We start from the raw sequence: 20,547 nt of genomic DNA on the forward strand, positions 1-20,547 counted from the left end.
GTACTGTTTGAGGTACTGGTTTTCCGTCCTTCGGCATGAGGCCGCGCGCGAGTGGTGAAATTGGCAGACACGCAGGATTTAGGTTCCTGTGCCTTCGGGCGTGGGGGTTCAAGTCCCCCCTTGCGCACATCACATCAGAAGATCCCCCGGTCCGTGAGCCATCCGGCACCGGGGGATTTTCTGCGTTAACCCGCCGATCTGCTCCTTCACCTGCTCTTGTCGCTGCCGCCGGATTTCGTCCGCCGCCGAAAAACTTCCTGGATCCACCCATCCGGTCCTGCCCTCCGGCCGAATAGCCAATGAGACACCAGCCCGGGCAGGTGCTTACAAAGCCAGAACTGATAGACGCCGCGGACACCCCGTTTGTGGCGGGCAGAAGCCATGATCCAAGGAGAACTGAAATGCAGACAATCACGCGCACAACCTTCAGCGTCGCAGGCGTTGCAGCTGCAGCATTGCTGGGCCTGACGGCCTGTGGCGGCACCGGCAGCGCCTCGGGGTCCTCCGCCGCGGCTGAGAGCCCGTCCGCGGCCCCCTCCAGCATGGCCGCCTCCCCCTCGGCGAGCCCGTCCGCCGCTGCCATGGATCCCGCAGCAAACCTGGTGGGCCCGGGTTGCGCTGCCTACGCGGAGCAGGTACCCACCGGCGCCGGCTCGGTTGAGGGCATGGCCCTTGATCCCGTTGCCGTTGCCGCCTCGAACAACCCCATCCTGACCACCCTGACCTCTGCCGTTTCCGGAAAGCTGAACCCCAAGGTTGACCTGGTGGACACGCTCAACGGTGGCGAATTCACGGTTTTCGCTCCGGTAGATGAGGCCTTTGCCAAGATCGACCCGGCCACCATCGAAACCCTGAAGACCGACGACGCACTCCTGAGCAAGATCCTCACCTACCACGTTGTCCCCGGGCAGATCAGTCCCGACATGATTGCCGGCACCCACGCAACTGTCCAGGGCGGCTCGGTCACCGTGAGCGGCAGCGGCGACGCGCTCAAGGTTGACGACGCCAGCGTGATCTGCGGCGGCGTCCAGACCAAGAACGCCACCGTCTACCTGATCGACTCGGTGCTGATGCCCAAGTAGGCAGCAAGCCAACCGCACGGTATGCCATCCGGACGCCGGGCCCCGCCACCCGCGGAGCCCGGCGCCGGTGCTTAAGCGGCAGCGGCATCACAGGAGCAACAGCCTTACCGGGACCGGCAGAACCGTCAATTAGACTGGGCTTTCCGGCCCGCAGGTAGCGGACCGGCGATATCCAGAGGTGATCCACGAGTGCCCAGCAGTCCATCGCGGCGGACCGTCCTGACGGCCGGCGCCGCCCTCCTGGCACTGGGCGCGGCCTCGTGCACCGCCGCTCCGGCCCCGTCGCCGTCCTCCGGTTCACCCAGCGCCACCACCCCGGCCGAACCCACTGCCACCTTTAGCTTCGGCACCGCAGCCCAGCCCCTGGGACTGGACCCGGCACTGTCCAGCGACGTCGAGTCGCAGCGGATCACCCGGCAGATCCTCGAGGGCCTGGTGGGCGTGGACCAGACCACGGGCAAGCCCACGCCCTTGCTGGCTACGGAATGGAGCGAGTCCAACCAAGGCCGCTCCTACACGTTCACGCTGCGCAAGGGAGTGGTCTTCCATGACGGCACACCCTTTAATGCGGAAGCCGTCTGCATTAACTTCAACCGATGGTTCGCCTTCTCCCCGGACCTCCGCCGGCAGGCCCCGGGCAGCTCGTTCAAGGGGGTCTTCAAGGCGCATTCGGATGAGCCCGACCTGTCTATTTTCAAGAGCTGCACCGCCTTGTCCGAGCACAGGGTACGCATTGACCTCACCCAGCGGTTCACTGCCTTCCTCCAGGCCCTCACCCTCCCCGCGTTTGCCATGGCATCGCCTGCCGCCCTCGCCGCCGGCAGGGCAGACGTCCTGGACCAGGACCGCGGTGGTCCCCCGCTGTCCGCGTTCGCCACAAATCCCGTGGGCACAGGCCCCTTCAGGTTCGCCGCCTGGGAAGCACAAAGCGTCACCCTGGTCACCAACAAGGCCTACTGGGGCGAGAGGGGCCAGATTGCCACCATCAACTTCCTGGCCTACAACCATCCGCAGCTCCGGCTCCAGGCCCTGCTTGACGGCAAGATCGACGGCTACGATGCCGTGACCGTCGGCAATTTCGACCAACTGGTCAAGCGTGGAAAGCAGATCGTCCAGCGGGACCCGTTCTCGGTGATGTATGTGGGCATCAACCAGGAGGTTCCGGTCCTGCAGAGTCTGTTGGTCCGCCAGGCCATCGAGATGGCCATCGACAAGGAAACCCTGATCCGGAAGTTCTTCATCGACAACACCGCAAGGGCAACACAGTTTGTCCCGCCGAAGATCAGCGGCTTCAACAACGATGCCCCGGAACTGGGCCACAACCTTGCAAAAGCCAAGGAGTACCTCAAGGAAGCCGGCTACGCGGGCGAGGAACTGAAGTTCTACTACCCGCTGAACGTGACACGGCCGTACCTGGCCACGCCCGAAAAAGTGTATGCAGAGCTCAGCCGGCAGCTCACCGCGGCGGGCTTCAACATCCGCCCCGTCCCGGTGGAATGGTCCGAAGGCTACCTCCAGAAGGTCCAGTCCCCCGGCGACCACGCCCTCCACCTCCTCGGCTGGAACGGCTCCTATTCCGATGCCGACAACTTCGTGGGTCCCTTGTTCGGGGAAAAGAACGGTGAGTTCGGTTACCAGGATCCGCAGGTCTTCTCCAAGATCAACCGCGCCCGGGGCCTGCCGGAAGGCCAGGAGCGGGATGAGCAATATCACACCATCAACGCCCAGATTGCTGCCACCGTACCGGCAGTTCCAATTGCCTTCCCGATCTCGGCACTTGCCCTCTCCGACCGGGTGGTGGGCTACCCGGCTTCGCCGGTCTTAAATGAAGTTTTCACGAAGGTGCAACTAAAGCCTTGACGAGCGCATCCAATTTCAGTATGTCGGCTGCCCGGGGATATTCTGTGACAGCCAGAGCCGCTGCAATCGGAGACTGATCGTGACCTTCATTTCCAAGACCCCGCATGCCGACGTCGTCCTGATTGGCGGCGGCATCATGAGCGCCACGCTGGGGGCATTTCTCAAGCAGCTGGAGCCGACCTGGACCATCTCCCTGTTCGAGCGGCTGGACCAGCCCGGGCTGGAAAGCTCAGGCCCGTGGAACAACGCAGGAACCGGCCACGCCGCCCTCTGCGAGCTCAACTACTCCCCTGCGGCCAAGGACGGCTCAGTAAACCCCGCCAAGGCACTGCTCATCAACGAACAGTTCCAGCTCTCCCGGCAGTTCTGGTCCCACCTGGTGGATAGGAACCTCATCGGTTCGCCCAAGGGCTTCATCAACACCGTGCCGCACATGAGCTTCGTGATCGGCGAGGACCACACCCGCTTCCTGAAGACCCGGTATGAGGCATTGAAGCCGCACGCCCTGTTCCGGAGCATGGAGTACTCGGAGGACCAGGCCCAGATCGCCAAGTGGGCTCCGCTGATCGTCAAGGGACGCGACCCGAAGCAGCGCGTTGCCGCCACGCGTGCCGCCGAAGGTACCGACGTGGACTTCGGGGCACTGACCCGCGAACTGACCACGTACCTGGGGAACAACGGCGTCGAAATCAACTACGGCCATGACGTCACGGGCATTTCCCGCGCGTCCGGCGGCGGCTGGGACCTCTCGCTGAAGTACCCGAAGTCCGGAGAGCACGGCAAGATCCATGCCAAGTTCGTCTTTGTCGGCGCCGGCGGCGGCGCCCTCCACCTGCTCCAGGCTTCCGGCATCCCGGAGAGCAAGGGCTACGGCGGCTTCCCCGTGTCCGGCCAGTTCTTCCGCTGCACGGACGAAACCATCGCGGCCCAGCACAGCGCCAAGGTGTACGGCCAGGCGTCGGTGGGTGCCCCGCCCATGTCCGTCCCGCACCTTGACACCCGGTACGTGGACGGCAAGCGTTCGCTGCTGTTCGGCCCCTACGCCGGATTCTCCACCAACTTCCTCAAGAACGGCTCCTACCTGGACCTGCCGCTGTCCATCCGCCCGTCCAACATCATTCCCATGCTTGCCGTGGCCAAGGACAACATGGACCTCACCGCCTACCTGATCAAGGAAGTGGCCAAGCGGCACGGGGACAAGGTCGAGGCGCTGCGCGAGTACTACCCCGAGGCCAAGGATGGCGACTGGGAACTGATTACCGCCGGCCAGCGTGTACAGATCATCAAGAAAGACCCGAACAAGGGCGGTGTCCTGCAATTCGGTACTGAAGTGATCGCCGGCCGTGACGGCTCCATCGGCGCGCTCCTGGGCGCGTCCCCCGGAGCTTCGACCGCTGTTCCCATCATGATCGAACTGCTGCAGAAGACGTTCCCGAAGAACTTCAAGGGCTGGCAGTCGAAGCTCAAGGACATGATGCCCGGCTACGGGGTGAAGCTGGATGAGAATCCGGACCTAGCCGTGGAGCTGGAGCAGGCGACCGCCAAGTCACTGCAGCTGGAGAGCGTTACTGCCGGCCGCTGACCCGGCTTCGGCCACCGGCCGGCACCAGCGGGGACGTCCCAGTTCCCCTACCCTCCAGGAGTTCATGCGATGTTCCGTCTGGCCCACCTCTCCCTGGCGAACCGGGCGCTGATCGCACTGATCACCGTCTTCGCGTCCGTCTTCGGCGTGATCACCATGACGTCGCTGAAGCAGGAGCTCATTCCTTCCATTGAGTTCCCGCAGATCACGGTACTCACGGCCATGCCCGGAGCCTCTCCGGAGGTTGTGGACAAACAGGTGAGCGGGCCGCTGGAGACGGCGCTCAACGGGGTGGAGGGGCTGGAGTCCACCTCCTCCACTTCCCGGAACGGGGTTTCGCAGATCACCCTGGTGTTCACCTACGGCTCCAACCTGGACCGCGCCCGCGCCCAGATCGACCGCGCAATCTCCAACGCCAAGAGGACGCTGCCGGAGGATGTCCAGCCGCAGGCCATCGCCGGCAGCATCAGTGACTTCCCCATCGTTTTCCTGGCCGTGTCCTCGGACAAACCGCTCAGCGAGCTCAACGCCGACCTTCAGCGGCTGAGCGTGCCGAGGCTGCAGAAGATCGACGGCGTCCGGGGAGCCGACGTCACGGGCGGCGCCACCCAGCACATCGAGATCCTTCCCCGCCCGGAGGCCATGGCCGCCGCGGGGGCCAGCATCACCTCCATCCGGGACGCGCTGGCAAACAATGGCGCACTGGTGCCGGCCGGAACCCTGGAGGAACAAGGCAAGACGCTGTCGCTGCAGATCGGCAGCCCCGTGGACTCGCTCGATGCCATCAAGGCCCTGCCGCTTTCCGGGACCAGGAACTCCGCAACCGTTGGCAGCGTGGCAGATGTGTCGCTGCAGGACGACGAACGCACGTCCATCACCCGTACCAACGGGGAGGAAACCCTTGCGGTGTCCGTCACCAAGAAGCCCGAGGGTGACACCGTGGCCATCTCCCACGCCGTGCGGGACATACTGGGCGACCTGGAGACCGAGCTGGGATCCGGCGCGAAGTTCACGCCGGTCTTCGACCAGGCACCCTTCATCGAAAAGTCCATCAAGGACCTGACCACCGAAGGCCTGCTGGGACTGGGCTTCGCCGTGGCCGTCATCCTGGTCTTCCTGATGTCCGCCCGTTCCACCCTGGTGACCGCGGTTTCCATCCCCCTGTCCCTGCTGATCACCTTTATCGGGTTGTCCGCCACCAAATACTCGCTGAACATCCTGACACTCGGCGCGCTCACCATCGCCATCGGCCGGGTGGTGGACGACTCGATCGTTGTCATCGAAAACATCAAGCGGCATCTCACGTACGGGGAGGAGAAGGTCACCGCCATCCTCACCGCCATCCGGGAGGTTGCCGGTGCCATCACAGCCTCCACCCTGACCACGGTGGCCGTGTTCCTCCCCATTGCCTTCGTGGGCGAACTGGCCGGCGAGCTGTTCCGGCCCTTCGCCCTGACTGTCACCATGGCACTGCTGGCCTCCCTGCTGGTCTCACTGACCATCGTTCCGGTCCTGGCCTACTGGTTCCTCCGGAACAAGGGCGCAGCGCCCGGCCTGCAAGCCGATTCTGCCGCGGCCCGTGCTTTCGCCGCCGAAGCGCGGGCGAAGGCGCAGGAAGCCGAGCAGCGCAGCCGGCTGCAGCGGGGCTACCTGCCCATCCTCACCTCCACCCAGAAGCACCCCGTCATCACCCTGGTGGCCGCGGCGCTGGTGCTGGGCGCAACCGCTGCCATGGCTCCCCTGCTGGCCACCAACCTCCTCGGCAACTCCGGCCAGAACAGCATGACCGTGCGCCAGGTGCTCCCCGCCGGAACCAGCCTGGCGGACACCAGTGCGGCGGCCGTCCGGCTGGAGGCGGTACTGCGCGGCATCGACGGCATCAAAGACGTCCAGGTGACGTCCGGCAACGCGAAGGCCGGGTTCGCCGCCCTCGTCTCCACCGGCTCCTCGAATTCGACATTCACTGTGGTCACCGACGAAAAGGCGGACCAGGTGGAGCTGCAGGACACCGTGCGCTCCGAACTGGCCAAGGTGCCGGATTCGGGCAAGGTATCCGTGGGGACGCAGCAGGGCGGCTTCGGCACGTCCTCCACGGTGGACATCACCCTCAAGGCAGCCAGCACGGCCGACCTGCAGGAAGCCAGCGACACGATGGTTGCGGCCATGGCCGGTGTCCCCGGCAGCAGCGAGGTGGAAACCAACCTTGCAGCCACCCAGCCCGTGGTGCAGGTGAAGGTGGACAGGGCCAAGGCGGTGGCAGCGGGCCTCAACGAAGAACAGGTTGCCGGGGTCCTTGCGTCCACTATCAGCCCCATCCCGGCAGGCGAAGTCCGGATCGAGACCGACGACTTCCCCGTGCAGATCGGCAAGGGAACCCGGTTCACCAGCATCGACGCCGTCCGGAACATCCCGCTGCCCGCAGCCGCCGGCCCGGCGACCCTGGGCAGCATCGCGTCAGTGGATCAGGTGGACGTCCCGGTCTCCATCACGGCCAGCAACGGACAGCGGACCGCACGGGTGTCCGTCACGCCGTCGGGCTCCAACCTTGGCGCGGTCAGCGCCGAAGTCCAGAAGCGCCTGGCCGATGTGCAGCTCCCGCCCGGGGTGACCGCCGAAATCGGCGGCGCAACCACGCAGCAGGCGGAATCGTTCCGGCAGCTCGGCCTGGCCCTGCTGGCGGCCATCGCCATCGTGTACGTGATCATGGTGGCCACCTTCAAGTCCCTGGTCCAGCCGCTGATCCTGCTGGTCTCCGTGCCGTTCGCGGCCACCGGGGCCGTGGCCCTGCTGCTGGTGACAGGCGTCCCGCTTGGCCTGCCGTCCCTGATCGGCATGCTCATGCTGGTGGGCATTGTGGTCACCAACGCCATCGTGCTGATCGACCTCATCAACCAGTACAGGCGGCCGCGTGACGGACGGCCGGGCATGAACGTTGCGGACGCCATCACGCACGGTGCCCGCCAGCGGCTTCGGCCCATCCTCATGACGGCGCTGGCAACGGTCTTCGCCCTCACCCCCATGGCGATGGGCCTGACGGGCGGCGGGGGCTTCATTTCGCAGCCGCTGGCCGTGGTGGTGATCGGCGGACTTGTCTCGTCCACTGCCCTGACGCTGGTCCTGGTCCCTGTGCTGTACCGGCTGGTGGAGGGCCGGCGCGAGAAGAAGGCGCTGCTCCGGGAGCTCCAGGAGCGCCCCGAGTTTGCCCAGGCGGCCGACGTGGATGATGAATTCGACGACTGGACCACGGGAATGGTGCCGAAGGTCAGCGGCCGCCGAGCCGCACAGGGAAGCCCGGAGTAGAACAGGGAATATTCGCCGCCCGGCCGCGTTGTATCCGGCGATAGATGCAAATGCATCTAAATTGGTTTACACTTGAACCAAGCTCGCAACTCCAGGAAAGGGCACATCATGCAGATCGGCGTCTTCAGCGTCAGCGATATCACCACGGACCCCACCACGGGCCGCACTCCCACCGAGAACGAGCGGATCAAGGCCTCGGTTGCCATCGCCAAAAAGGTCGAAGAGATCGGAATGGACGTGTACGCCCTGGGCGAGCACCACAACCGTCCGTTCTTCTCTTCCTCCCCCACCACAACGCTCGCCTACATCGCGGCGCAGACCGAGCGGATCATCCTGTCAACGGCCACCACGCTGATCACCACGAACGATCCCGTGAAGATCGCCGAGGACTTCGCGATGCTCCAGCATCTTGCCGACGGGCGCGTGGACCTGGTCCTGGGCCGCGGCAACACTGCCCCGGTGTACCCCTGGTTCGGCAAGAACATCCAGGACGGCGTGGAGCTGGCCATCGAGAACTACAGCCTGCTGCGCCGGCTCTGGGACGAGGACACCGTAAACTGGTCCGGAAAGTTCCGCACCCCGCTGCAGAACTTCACCTCAACGCCCCGCCCGCTCGACGGCGTCGCCCCCTTCGTCTGGCACGGGTCCATCCGGACGCCGCAGATCGCCGAAGTGGCTGCTTACTACGGTGACGGCTTCTTCGCCAACAACATCTTCTGGCCCAAGGAGCACTACCAGCAGCTGATCGGCCTTTACCGCGAGCGCTACGAGCACTACGGGCACGGCAAGGCGGACCAGGCGATCGTCGGCCTGGGCGGCCAGTTCTTCATGCGGAAGAACTCACAGGACGCGGTCAAGGAATTCCGGCCCTACTTCGACAACGCCCCCGTTTACGGGCACGGGCCGTCGCTGGAGGATTTCACCGCGCAGACGCCCCTCACGGTGGGCAGCCCACAGGAAGTCATTGAAAAGACCCTGACCTTCCGCGAGCACTTCGGCGACTACCAGCGGCAGCTGTTCCTGATTGACCACGCCGGCCTTCCGCTGAAGACGGTCCTGGAGCAGCTGGACCTGTTCGGCGAGGAAGTCCTTCCCGTGCTGCGCAAGGAGTACGCCGCGCGCAAACCCGCCCACGTTCCGGAGCCGCCCACCCACGCAGGCCGGGTCGCCACGCTGCTGGCTGCCCAGGACGCCGCAAAGACCCCGGCGGAGGCGTAATGGCTGCCGGAGGACCGGAATCGCCCGTCCGTCTCGCGGCGGAGACCTGGGAGTCGCTGTTCCGGGCCCAGGTGGCTGTGATGCGCAAGCTGCAGTCCGGCCCGGCCTTCCGGAAGCTCGCGGTGAACGAGTACGACGTCCTGTTCACGCTGTCCCGCTGCCCCTCCGGCTGGCTGCGGCTCAACGAGCTCAACGACAACGTCCTGTTAAGCCAGTCCAGCCTGAGCCGGCTGGTGGAGCGGCTGGAGAAGCGCGGGCTGGTGGCACGGATGCCCGCACCGGAGGACGGCCGCGGCATCCTGATCCAGCTCACCGACGAAGGCCGGGAACTCCAGAAGGAGATTGGCCGCGAGCACGTGCGCGACATTTCAGCGCTGGTGGGCCCGGCCCTGACTCCGGCGGAGCAGAAGGAGCTCCGGCGGCTGACGGACAAACTCCGGGATTCCCTGGGAAAACGCTAGCCCAGCTGCACCAGCCGGCCGGCGTCCTCAACCGGCAGGTCGCCGTTAACGACGGCGGTGACCTTCAGCTGGTTGAGGACCAGGCTGCCGCCCACCGTCGAGAGGAAGGCGGTATCGGAGGAGTCCCGGCCGGCGGTGATGCGCAGCATCGACTCGCGCGGGGCCAGGCCCGTGGGGTCGATGACGTGCCAGGCGCCGTCCACGTAGGCCTCGGCCACGGCGTGGAAGTCCATGGGGTTGAGGCCGGGGGCGTAGACCGCCGCCAGGCGGGCCGGAATGTCCTTGGACCGCAGCAGGGCGATGGCCAGGTGCGCGAAGTCCCGGCACACGCCGCGCCTGCTGAGGAGCGTTTCCACGGCCCCGTCCGTGCCGCGGGATGAGCCGCTCAGGTAGCGGAGTTCGCCGTGGACCCAGTTGCGCACCGCCTGCAGCAGGCCGGCGCCGGAGACGCTGTCGAATTCGGCATAGGCGGTGGGCAGCAGCCGGTCCGACTCCGCGTACCGGCTGGGACGGACGTAGCGGATGCGGTCGGCGAGAGCGGTGGCCTCCGGCTCCCCCCGGCCGGCTACCGTGGCCGCGTACTCCACTATCACGTCGGAGGGTTCGCTGAACTCCATGTAGTGGAACCTGCCGCCGTGGTGGTCGCCGATCTCGGTCAGCGCCACCTCCTCGCCGTCCGCCCTAACGGACAAGGACTCCTCGAACGAGGAATAGCCGCTGTTCCGCGCCACTGCGATGGCCATGGCCACCTTGGTGTTGGCTGCGGTGCGGAAGGCCAGGCGTGCGGAAACAGAGCGTTCCATGAATCTCCGGGGTGTCGGCGTCGGAAGGAAAGCCGCCGCCCTTCCGGCACCTGTGGGAGCCGGCAGCGGGACTAGTTTTTGATCTCCAGAGACATTAGCATCCGCTGCACGTTGGCAAAGTCCGTGCTTCCCTCCACATACTCCGCCGCCTGCCCAAGTGTGTCGAACGCCTTCGCGGGCGCCACCTTCTGGTCCGGCGCGAACGCCTTCAGGGACACCAGGTCGCCGAAGGACCAGTCCCCCTTGCCGGCTGGTCCGCGGACCACGTTCCGGAGTTCGCAGGCCTGGTTGCCGGCGCCGCCCACCACGTTTGTGATGCCGTAGGACCCGAAGAACCTGTACCCCTGGATCACCCGGAACACCATTCGTGGCGGAATGGTCCCCTCGCCGCCCCCGGCCGCCACGTCCACCGGCAGGCTGCTAATCACGGTGTACGGCTTGCGGGCGCTTTCGGGGCAGTCAGCGGCCGACGGCGGCAGTCCAGTCCGCAAGGCAGCCATGAACGTGCCGTCGGGCTTCTTGACCTCGATCTTCAGCGCGCCAGGGAGCGTCCCCTCGTCGGGCGTCACGGACTGGGCGATCCAGTCCTGGGGCAGCTCGAAACTTACTGTCCTTGCGGGATCGGAGAACGTCTTCCAGGCAGCGGCCGTGGGGGCAGGTGATGGTCCCGCGGTGGCCGTGGCGGAAGCACCTTCCGTGGCAGGTGCCGTTGACGCTCCGGAACCGGCACTTGGGCCGGCAGTTGACTGTGGCGTCGCGTCAGGCCGCGCGGTCCAACCAGGACCGCTTTCCTGCTGCCCTGAGCATCCAGGCACGGTCAGGGCGGCGGCCAGCAGGAAAACCGCGGACAGGACTGGAACCGGTGCCTTGCCTCTCATGAAGCCAGCCTAGCGGCGCTTTCCTGCCCGGCACGGCGGCCGGCGGGCGTGTTTCCCCTACGCCCCGACTGTCCGGGACGCCACCGGCAGGACCGGGCGCACCCGGCGGGCGTGTCGCGACGGGACCGGCATACGTGTCACGGGGACTAGGCTGGGGACTATGGCGGAACAGCACGGCACGGCCGAAGAAAACCCCGCGGACATTTCCGCCGTCGACATCGCCGACTGGCGGCTCCGGACCTTTGCGCTTTACGAAAACGTCCGGAAGATCTCCGCCGAAAACCCGGCGGAAGCCCACTCCTACTGGCGGCACCAGCGGGACCTCATGTTTGCCACCCACCCGGCCTCGGCCCTCACTGCCGGAGGCAAGGCGCTGTTCTCCGGCCTCAAAACGGCCGACTACGACCCCATCTACCGGTTCCATGTGCCGCTGACCAAGGAGGGCGCAGGCCGGGAAATGGCAGTGGACACCGGTACTGACGGCGTGGTCCACTTCATCCGGCTGGGCACGTTTGACCTGCCGGAAATGGGGCAGCTGGCTGTATGGAAGCTGCATGGATACGGCGGCGGCATCTTCGTGCCGTTCAGGGATGCGACCGCCGGCCAGCCGGGCGGCAGCTACGGCGGCGGACGGTACCTCCTGGACACCATCAAGGGCGCCTTCCACGGCGTCCAGGGCACCGGCCCGGATGCCACATTCGTCCTGGACTTCAACTTTGCCTACAACCCGTCCTGCGCCTACAACGAGGCGTGGGCGTGCCCCCTGCCGGGCCCGGCCAACCGGCTGGCGGTGGATATCCCCGTGGGCGAGCTGTACTGACGCCCACCCGAGCCGTCGTCGCACCGCTGGGTAGCGCCGTTGCGCAGCACCGCTGGGTAACCGTTGGGCAGCGGCGTCAGCCCGCGCCCAGGGCCCTGACGCTCGTGACGGCGGAACCAACAGCGGCGGCCGCGGCGTCCAGGTCCTCCGCGGTGACGGACGCATCGAAGCTGAACCGGACCGCCGTCTGGGCAACCTCGGCGGGAATCCCCAATGCCGTCAGCACCGGCGACGGTGCATCCGAGCCGGCGGCACATGCCGAGCCGCTGGAGCACACCACCCCTTGGCGTTCCAGTTCCAGCAGCACGGACTCGCCGCTGGTGCCCGGGAAGCAGAATGACGCCACGGACGGGAGACGGGCCGCGGGATGGCCGGTGAGGACCGCACCGGGGACGGCGGACAACACTGCACTGATGAAGTTGTCCCGAAGCGCAGCGACCCTTGCCTGCTGGTCCTGCTGGCGTGCCTGGGAGAGCGCCAGGGCCGTGGCCAGGCCGACGGCCCCGGCAACGTTCTCCGTGCCGGACCGCCGGCCCCGTTCCTGCCCGCCCCCGTGGATAAGGGGCTCTACCCTTGTCCGGCCCCGGACGTACAGCACGCCACAGCCTTTGGGCGCCCCCAGTTTGTGGCCGGAAATGCTCATTGCGTCCACGCCGAGGGCCTTGCTGTCCAGGGGCAGCCAGCCCGCCGCCTGCACTGCGTCGGTGTGGAAGGGGACTCCGCGCTCCCGGGCCAGGGCGGCCAGCTCCGCGACCGGCTGGACGGTGCCCACCTCATTGTTGGCGTACATCACGCTGACCAGCGCCGTTTCCGGCCGGAGGACATCCTTGAGCGCCGCGGGAGTCACCTGCCCGGAGCTGTCCACCGGGACCACGTCCACGCTGAAGCCGTGGAAGCGTTCCAGGTAGCGGGCGGACTCCTCCACGGCCGGGTGTTCGACGGCGCTGATCACCACCCGGTTCAAGGCAGGGTCAGCGGCCTGCCGGGCCAGGGCGATGCCCTTTACGGCCAGGTTGTCCGCTTCGGTTCCTCCCGATGTAAACGTCACTTCGCCCGGCCGGCAGCCCAGTGCGGCGGCCACGGAGGCGCGGGCATCGGCGAGTGCCCGCGCGGCGGACTCCCCCAGCGTGTGGTGGCTGGACGGGTTCCCGAATTCTCCGGTGAGGTAGGGCCACATGGCCTCGAGAACCTCACGGCGGACCGGGGTCGTGGCGGCGGCGTCCAGGAAAATCACAGTGCGCTCACCCGACGGTCAGTTCCACGTCCAGGCCGAGGTCAAGGGCTGCCACTGTGTGGGTCAGGGCACCGACGGAGATCACGTCCACGCCGGTGGCGGCGATCGCTGCGACCGTGTGGATGTTGACGTTCCCGCTCGCTTCCACCCGGGCCCGTCCTGCCACCAGGGCAACTCCTGCGGCCAGCTCTTCGATGCTGAAGTTATCCAGCATGATGGTGTCCACGCCTGCCGCCAGGACCGGTTCGATCTGGTCCATCCGGTCCACTTCCACTTCGAAGTGGGTGGTGTGCCCCAGGTGCGCCCTGGCCTCGAGCAGCAGTTCCGTGAGCCTGGCGGGATCCCCGCCGGTCATTACTGCCAGGTGGTTGTCCTTGGCCAGCACGGCGTCGGAAAGGCTGTACCGGTGGTTGGCCCCGCCCCCGCAGCGGACGGCGAAGCGCTCCAGGATGCGCAGGCCGGGGGTGGTTTTGCGGGTGTCGGTGATCCGTGCCCGCGTGCCTTCTGTCAGCTGCACGAACTCGGCGGTCCAGGTGGCGATGGCGGACATCCGCTGGACCAGGTTGAGTGCAACCCGCTCGGCGAGCAGCACGGACCTGGCGGGGCCGCTGACGCGGGCGAGGTGGGTGCCGGCGTCGAACGCCTCCCCGTCCGCCACCAGCAATTCAACGCTGATGTCCGGATCCACCAGCTGCATGGCATCACGGAACACCGTGGCCCCGCTCAGGACGCCGGGCACGCGGGCGTTCAGCACGGCCGTGGCGCGGGCGGCAGCCGGGATCAGCAGCTGGGAAGTGATGTCCCCTGCGGGCGCGTCCTCGGCGAGGGCACGTTCCAGGATTTCCCGGACGGGTCCTGCCGGAAGGGTCAGGCCGGGGACCGGCCGGGGACGGACAGCCTGGTCGATTACGGAGTGCTCAGTCATGGACAAGGCTCGCTTTCGGACGAAGTGAAATGGTTTCGACGGGTTCGTCGCTGCGGTAATGGGCACCAAGGGATTCGGAGCGTTCCAGCGCGGCAGCAACGAGCAACCGGGCAGCCAACAGCAGATTCCGGTCCTCATACGCAGCCACAACATCAAGCTCGCCAGGAGCAGGAGCATGCGCAGGAACAGGAGCTGGGGATGGAACGACGCCGGCCCACCGCTCCAGGGTGCCTGCAACCTCCCCGAGCAGCTCCCCTGACCGCAAAACCCCAGCATGTGAAGTCATCACCCGCCGAAGAGCCTCCCGCGAAAACGGAGCATCCAGGCCCCCAATCCGCGAGTAACCGGCCCCGCCAGCCTGTTGTACTCGAGCGGCACCCAAGGCACGCTCCGACCCGGTGCCTGACGGCGCCCCGGAAGCATGCGTCAAAGGGAGGCCGCCCGCGGCCGAGCTAGCATGCGGAGGGGCGCCGTCAGGCGCCACCCAGCCAACGCCGTCGGGCGAGGAGAGGAAAGACTCAACAGCGCGGCGGCCGAAGACGAGTCCTTCGAGGAGCGAGTTGCTGGCCAAACGGTTTCCCCCGTGGACACCGGTGCGGGCGACTTCACCGGCGGCGTAGAGCCCGGGGATGCTGGTGCGTGCGGAGTAATCGGTGGCGACGCCGCCCATCCAGTAGTGGGCCGCCGGTGCCACGGGGACAAGTTCACGGGTCCAGTCGATGCCGGCCTCGCGGGTCTTCCGGGTGAGGGTGGGGAACCGGCGCTCGAGGAACCCTGCGCCGCGTGCCTGCTCTATGACCCGTGCGTCGAGGTAGACGTGGCCGTTGGGGTCGCCGAGTTTGGCCAGGTGGAGGGCGATGCTCCGCGACACGACGTCTCGCGGGGCGAGTTCGGCGTCGGGGTGGTAGGCACGCATGAAGCGGCGCCCGCCGGAGTCCACCAGGATGGCACCTTCCCCGCGGACCGCTTCGGAGATCAGCAGTGGCCCGGCTGCGGCGGCAGGTTCGCCAGCCGTGTCCACCATGCAGGTCGGGTGGAACTGGAAGAATTCGAGGTCTGCGGTGGCTGCGCCGGCACGGACGGCGAGCGCCAGGCCGTCGGCGGTGGCAACGCCGGGGTTGGTGGTCTGGGCGAACAGCTGTCCGGCACCTCCGGTGGCCAGCAGAACGGCATCCGCTTCGATGCTGGCGGTACCGCCGTCCTGCAGGTACTCCAGTCCGGTGACCCGGCCGCCGTCCTGCAGGAGGGCGGTTGCGTAGGCCCGGCTCAGAACCTTGAGTCTTCCTTCCGCCTGTGCTGTAAGCACGGAACGGATCAGGGCTTCGGCGACCCTGGCACCGGTGGCATCGCCGCCGGCATGGAGGATGCGTGGCGCGCTGTGGGCGGCTTCGAGGCCAAGGGCCGGGCCGCCGTCGTTCCCCATGTCAAAGCGCACGCCGAAGCGCCGGAGGCCCTCGATGTCCAGCCGCGCTTCGGTGCACATGAGCCGGACGGCCCCTTCATCACAATGCCCCGCCCCGGCCCGCAGCGTGTCCGCGATGTGCGCGGCCACGGTATCGCCGGCCGCGGGGTCCTGGAGCACGGCCGAAATCCCGCCCTGCGCGTACCAGGTGTTGCTCTCGTCCAGCCGGCCCTTGGTCAGCAGGACGGTATCGGCACCGGCGTCGGCCGCCAGCAGGGCGGCGTACAGGCCGGCGATGCCGCTTCCGACGACGAGGAGCCGCCGCCGGGCGGGAGCTCCTGAGCTGGCCCCGGGCGGGACCGTCCCTCGTTCGAACATGGTGGGAGGCTTTCGCTATGGCCTGGCCGCGAGCATGCGCTCGAGGGCGGTCCGGGCATTGGCCTGCACGGCGTCGTCCACGGTGATCCTGTTGACCACGCGGCCGGCAACAAGTTCCTCCAGCACCCAGGCGAGGTAGCCGGGGTGGATCCGGTACATGGTGGAGCAGGGACAGATGACGGGGTCCAGGCAGAAGATGGTGTGCTGCGGATATTCTGCAGCCAGCCGGTTCACCATGTTGATCTCGGTGCCGATCGCGAAGGTTGTGGGCTCCGTGGCGCCGGCGATGGCTTTCTTGATGAAGTCCGTCGAACCGGCGGAATCCGCGGCGTCCACCACTTCCATGGGGCATTCCGGGTGGACGATCACCTGGACGCCGGGGAAATCGGCCCGTGCCTTGTCGATCTGGGCGGTAGTGAAGCGCTTGTGTACCGAGCAGAACCCGTGCCACAGGATCACCCGGGAATCCAGGAGCGCCTGCTCCACGTTGCCGCCGAGCTCCTTGCGCGGGTTCCACATGGGCATCTGCTCCAGCGGCACGCCCAGCGCCTTGGCCGTGTTGCGGCCCAGGTGCTGGTCCGGGAAGAACAGCACGCGCTGTGCCCGCTGGAAGGCCCATTCAAGGACTGTCTTTGCGTTGGACGAGGTGCACACGATGCCCCCGTGCTCGCCGCAAAACGCCTTGAGGGCTGCCGAGGAATTCATGTACGTGACGGGAATGACCGGAACCCGGCCGTCGGCGTCGGGCTCGGTGCCGAAGATTTCCTCCAGCTGTTCCCAGCACTCGGCCACCGAATCGGCGTCGGCCATGTCCGCCATGGAGCAGCCGGCGGCGAGGTTGGGCAGGATGACGGCCTGGTCGGGCTTGGAGAGGATGTCCGCAGTTTCGGCCATGAAGTGGACTCCGCAGAAGATGATCGCCTCTGCGTCGGGCCGGGTCAGGGCGGCGTTGGCAAGCTGGAAGGAATCGCCCACGAAGTCCGCGTACTGGACAACCTCGTCCCGCTGGTAGAAGTGCCCCAGGATGACGGCCCGGTCCCCCAGTGCCGCTTTGGCGGCGGTGATGCGTTCGGCAAGCTCGGCGTCGCTGGCCAGCTTGTATTCCTCGGGCAGCTGTCCCTGCCGTGGTGTGGCCGCCGGGGCCACGTCGGCGCTGGAGGCTCCGGGACCGTAGGCCGGGATGCCGGCGAGCGCCTCTGCCAGATCGTAGTCCCATGGGCCCTTGGCGAGGGCGGGGCTGCAGGTGCTGCCTTTGGCGGCTGCGCCCTTTTCGGCCTGTTCACGCGTGATCAGCTGGATTGCGGTGTTGACGCTGCTCATAGTGTGCTCCTGTTGTCTGGATCAAGGCCGGGCCGGCCGGTGAAGCGGTAGAGGCGGGGCGGGCGGTGTTTGCCGCCCTGGAGGAAGTGGTCTGTTTCTTCGATTTCCGGGGTGGACCTGAGCTGGCGCCGGAAGTTGGCGGGATCCAGCTGGCGGTCCAGGACCGCTTCGTAGACCTCGCGGACCTGGGCCAGGGTGAAGTACTCGCCCAGGAGGTGGTACGCCACCGAGCCGTAGGCCAGCTTGTTCCGCAGGCGCCAGAGTGCGTAGTCCACGATCGCGTTGTGGTCGAACGCCAGGTCGCCCAACCGGTCCGCCCGGAACCACCGCACGTTCTCTGAAACGTCAGCCAGCGCTGCCTCCGTCGGCTGGACCAGGGCCCAGTAGACGATGGAGACCACCCGCTGGGTGGGTGACCGGTGCAGGCCGCCAAAGGCGTACAGCTGCTCGAGGTAGTTGGGGGCCAGGCCGGTCGTTTCCCGAAGGTTCCGTGATGCGGCGTCCTGGAGGGACTCCTCATGGCTGAGCGGTCCGCCCGGCAGGGCCCACAGCCCCTTGAAGGGTTCGCGGATGCGGCGCACCAGCGGCAGCCACAGGGTGGGCCGGCCCGACGTTTCACTGGGACGCAACGCGAAGATCACCGTGGAGATGGCAAGCGAAGGGGGCGCGGCACGGCGCTCGGAAACGTTCGCTGAGCTGTAGTACATGCATCCACCTCCTCACTCATAACGGTCCGGCTGCGTGGCCACAGTAGTTATAGTCAACATGACCATAACTGATTCTAAGGGCAGCAGGCTATAAACCAGAAATGTGTCTCACAGCGGAAACGCGGCCCGGGCCGGATGCGCCCGGGGGCGCAGCCGGGGCGGTTCGGCAGGGCGCCCGCCAGGCGGTAAATTCGAGTGGTCCCAAGAGGATGAAAACCCAAGACCCCAAGAAGGTTCACTTCCATGACGACGAAGTCCGCCCCCGCCCGCCCACAGCACCACCTCGGCCACAGCATGAAGCCCCGACAGCTCACCATGATGGGGCTTGGATCCGCCATCGGCGCCGGCTTGTTCCTCGGTTCCGGCGCCGGCATCCAGGCGGCGGGCCCCGCGGTGCTGGTCTCCTACCTTGTGGCGGGGACACTCATCATCCTGGTGATGTGGGCACTGGGTGAGATGGCGGCGGCAAACCCGAACAGCGGGGCCTTCTCCGTCTACGCCGAAAGGGCCCTGGGCAAGACCGCGGGGGCCACCATCGGGTGGCTGTGGTGGCTGCAGCTGGTGGTGGTCATCGCCGCCGAAGCACTCGGTGCCGCGGGGCTGCTGTTTTCGGTATGGCCCGTCATCCCGGTTTGGGCTCTCGCGCTCGTGTTCATGGTGGTGTTCACCGGCATCAACCTGGCCGGGGTCCGGAACTTCGGGGAGTTCGAATTCTGGTTCGCCATCCTCAAGGTGGCCGCGATCGTCCTGTTCCTGATAGTGGGCGCAGCCCTTCTGCTGGGACTCCTGCCGGACGTTGCCTCCCCGGGCCTGGCAAACCTCACCACGGACTTCGCCCCCCAAGGACTGGGAGGCATCGCCTCGGCACTCTTCGTGGTGATCTTCGCCTTCGGCGGAACGGAGATCGTTTCCGTGGCGGCAGCGGAGACGGAGGATCCCGAGCACAGCGTGGGAAAAGCCATCCGCACCGTGGTGTGGCGGATCCTGGTGTTCTACATCGGCTCGGTATTCGTCATCGCGGCCGTCCTTCCCGCCACGTCCGGCGGGCTGGCGTCGCCTTTCGCCGGCGTCCTCGGTGTCGCCGGCATCCCGGGTGCCGCCACCGCCATAACCCTGGTGGCCGTCGTAGCACTCCTCTCTGCGCTGAATGCCAACCTGTACGGCGCGTCGCGGATGGTCTATTCGCTGGCTGAGCGGGGGGAGGCGCCGGCTTTCCTGTCCCGGCTGGCCGGGCAGAGCGTCCCCATGCTGGCGGTTGCGGTCTCCGTTGCATTCGGCTTCATTGCCACCGTCCTGGAACTGCTGTTTCCGGAGCGCATCCTTCCGGCCCTCTTCCAGCTGGTGGGATCCACTTGCCTGGTGGTGTGGGGCAGCGCACTGGTATCCCAGCTGGTGCTGCGCCGGCGCGCGGACCGGGAGGGCATTCCACTCCCCCTGCGGATGAAGGGCTTCCCGGGCCTCACCATCGTTGGCCTGGTCCTGCTGGGACTGATCTTTGCGGTCGGCTTCAGCGCCGCCACCAGCCGCGTGCAGCTTTTCAGCACCTTTGCCCTGATCGCCGGCATCGCCCTCGCCTGCGCACTGGGAGCCCGCTTCGCAAGCCGGACCTCCGGCACCGCGGGGCACCAGCACGGCAGGTAGAGTGATGCCAGGCACCGTCGCGCCGGGTCTGCCCGGACGCATGAGTTGATGAGGACTGACAGCATGAGCGGCAGGCACACCGGCCAACAGCAAACGCATACCGTCGAGGGTACGGACCCCCAGCTGTACGTGGGGGTTCACGAACCGGCGGAGGACGCCGGGCTCCGGCCGGTGCTGCTGCTGCACGGCTTTTCCTCCTCCTCCAAGCTGAACTGGGAGGACACCGGCTGGGTGCAGGCCCTGCTGCAGGCCGGACGCCGGGTGATCACCGTGGACCTGCCGGGGCACGGCCGCAGCGGCGCGCCGGAGGACCGCGACTCCTACTCCCCCAGCAGGATCCGGGCGGACCTGCTCCAGGCCGCGTTCGACGCCGGTGTCCGGCCGCTGCAGGAGGATGACCCTTCCAGCGGACTCGACGTTGTGGGCTATTCGCTGGGTTCCCGGCTCGCCTGGGAGTTCGGCGCCACCCAGCCGGAAATCGTCCACCGCCTGGTTCTTGGCGGAGCGAACACCGCCGATCCGCTGGCCGAGTTCGACCTGGTGGCCGCGCAGGACTACCTGGCCGACGGCACCCCGATAGCTGACGAGTCCACCGCACGCCTCCTGAAGATGGCCCTGCTGCTGCCCAGCAACAACATCTTTGCCCTCCTGTCCCTGGTGGAGGCCATCAAGGCCGAACCCTACGACCCCGCCGAGGCCGTCCCGCACGTTCCGATGCTCCTGGTCTCCGGCGACCAGGACGAACGGGTGGGCAGCCTTCCGAAACTCGCTGAGCTGGCGGCAAGCGCCGGTTCCATGGCCGAACAGCTTGTCCTGCCGGGACGCAACCACACCAACGCCGTTACCAGCCGGGCCTTCAAGCAGGCCGCCATCGCGTTCCTGGCCATCTAGGTCCCGCGTCCCTGCCGCATGGCAAGGGCGCCGGCCACCGGGGCT

16 protein-coding genes and 1 tRNA gene are annotated in these 20,547 nt (G+C 67.0%); 10 read left to right on the forward strand and 7 right to left on the reverse strand.

Translation table 11 applies throughout. The features are described from left to right. The first annotated feature begins 45 nt into the window (after window positions 1-45). The 7 genes from AC5RT3_RS10060 to AC5RT3_RS10090 all read left to right on the forward strand — a co-directional run bounded on the left by AC5RT3_RS10060 (window position 46) and on the right by AC5RT3_RS10090 (window position 9,503). Window positions 46-127, forward strand: a tRNA-Leu gene (locus AC5RT3_RS10060). A gap of 274 nt (window positions 128-401) precedes the next feature. Next, window positions 402-1,082 (forward strand): fasciclin domain-containing protein, encoded by a 681-nt coding sequence (locus tag AC5RT3_RS10065; RefSeq protein WP_494008592.1) that lies wholly within the window; start codon window positions 402-404, stop codon window positions 1,080-1,082. Window positions 1,083-1,271: 189 nt separating this feature from the next. Then, a complete protein-coding gene (locus AC5RT3_RS10070) occupies window positions 1,272-2,942 on the forward strand; it encodes an ABC transporter substrate-binding protein (protein WP_494124067.1) in 1,671 nt (556 codons plus the stop codon). Window positions 2,943-3,021: 79 nt separating this feature from the next. Next, complete coding sequence (locus AC5RT3_RS10075; RefSeq protein ID WP_494050715.1) at window positions 3,022-4,524, forward strand: malate:quinone oxidoreductase; 1,503 nt, start codon at window positions 3,022-3,024, stop codon at window positions 4,522-4,524. Window positions 4,525-4,593: 69 nt separating this feature from the next. After that, a complete protein-coding gene (locus AC5RT3_RS10080; RefSeq protein ID WP_494124068.1) occupies window positions 4,594-7,824 on the forward strand; it encodes an efflux RND transporter permease subunit in 3,231 nt (1,076 codons plus the stop codon). Window positions 7,825-7,932: 108 nt separating this feature from the next. Next, window positions 7,933-9,042 carry an LLM class flavin-dependent oxidoreductase gene (locus AC5RT3_RS10085; protein ID WP_494008596.1) on the forward strand — a complete coding sequence of 370 codons (1,110 nt, stop codon included), beginning with the start codon at window positions 7,933-7,935 and terminating at the stop codon, window positions 9,040-9,042. Then, complete coding sequence (locus tag AC5RT3_RS10090) at window positions 9,042-9,503, forward strand: MarR family winged helix-turn-helix transcriptional regulator (protein ID WP_009356527.1); 462 nt, start codon at window positions 9,042-9,044, stop codon at window positions 9,501-9,503. Before AC5RT3_RS10085 ends, AC5RT3_RS10090 begins: the two co-directional genes overlap by 1 nt. On the opposite strand, the gene AC5RT3_RS10095 is transcribed toward AC5RT3_RS10090, so the two are convergent. Further along, complete coding sequence (locus AC5RT3_RS10095; RefSeq protein ID WP_494050717.1) at window positions 9,500-10,306, reverse strand: transglutaminase-like domain-containing protein; 807 nt, start codon at window positions 10,304-10,306, stop codon at window positions 9,500-9,502. The genes AC5RT3_RS10090 and AC5RT3_RS10095 overlap by 4 nt on opposite strands. Before the next feature lie 71 nt (window positions 10,307-10,377). Beyond that, entirely contained in the window at window positions 10,378-11,184 is an 807-nt protein-coding gene (locus AC5RT3_RS10100) for a hypothetical protein (protein WP_494124069.1), read from the reverse strand. Window positions 11,185-11,344: 160 nt separating this feature from the next. Here AC5RT3_RS10100 and AC5RT3_RS10105 point away from each other — a divergent pair, with 160 nt between their 5' ends. Further along, complete coding sequence (locus AC5RT3_RS10105) at window positions 11,345-12,004, forward strand: DUF1684 domain-containing protein (RefSeq protein ID WP_494050719.1); 660 nt, start codon at window positions 11,345-11,347, stop codon at window positions 12,002-12,004. A gap of 76 nt (window positions 12,005-12,080) precedes the next feature. Here the strand turns inward: AC5RT3_RS10105 and AC5RT3_RS10110 are convergent, their stop codons facing one another. The 5 genes from AC5RT3_RS10110 to AC5RT3_RS10130 are packed head-to-tail and all read right to left on the reverse strand — an operon-like array spanning window position 12,081 to window position 17,970. Then, on the reverse strand, window positions 12,081-13,238 hold the full coding sequence (locus AC5RT3_RS10110) for a cysteine desulfurase family protein (RefSeq protein ID WP_494124070.1): 1,158 nt from the start codon (window positions 13,236-13,238) through the stop codon (window positions 12,081-12,083). 7 nt (window positions 13,239-13,245) lie between these two features. Next, entirely contained in the window at window positions 13,246-14,163 is a 918-nt protein-coding gene (gene nadC / locus AC5RT3_RS10115; protein WP_494103129.1) for a carboxylating nicotinate-nucleotide diphosphorylase, read from the reverse strand. Continuing rightward, complete coding sequence (locus AC5RT3_RS10120) at window positions 14,156-15,943, reverse strand: L-aspartate oxidase (protein WP_494124071.1); 1,788 nt, start codon at window positions 15,941-15,943, stop codon at window positions 14,156-14,158. Before AC5RT3_RS10120 ends, nadC begins: the two co-directional genes overlap by 8 nt. Before the next feature lie 15 nt (window positions 15,944-15,958). Further along, complete coding sequence (nadA, locus tag AC5RT3_RS10125) at window positions 15,959-17,263, reverse strand: quinolinate synthase NadA (protein ID WP_494050723.1); 1,305 nt, start codon at window positions 17,261-17,263, stop codon at window positions 15,959-15,961. Next, on the reverse strand, window positions 17,260-17,970 hold the full coding sequence (locus AC5RT3_RS10130) for an NUDIX hydrolase (protein ID WP_494008604.1): 711 nt from the start codon (window positions 17,968-17,970) through the stop codon (window positions 17,260-17,262). The genes nadA and AC5RT3_RS10130 overlap by 4 nt, the downstream gene beginning before the upstream one ends. Before the next feature lie 243 nt (window positions 17,971-18,213). Between AC5RT3_RS10130 and AC5RT3_RS10135 the strand changes: the two genes are divergently transcribed. Continuing rightward, window positions 18,214-19,611, forward strand: a complete 1,398-nt coding sequence (locus AC5RT3_RS10135) for an amino acid permease (RefSeq protein ID WP_494008605.1) — start codon at window positions 18,214-18,216, stop codon at window positions 19,609-19,611. 63 nt (window positions 19,612-19,674) lie between these two features. After that, the gene (locus tag AC5RT3_RS10140) at window positions 19,675-20,502 is read left to right on the forward strand and encodes an alpha/beta fold hydrolase (protein WP_494008606.1); all 828 of its coding nucleotides are present in this window, start codon (window positions 19,675-19,677) and stop codon (window positions 20,500-20,502) included. Window positions 20,503-20,547 lie beyond the last annotated feature (45 nt).

The sequence above is a fragment of the Arthrobacter sp. Y3221159 genome (assembly GCF_059089885.1).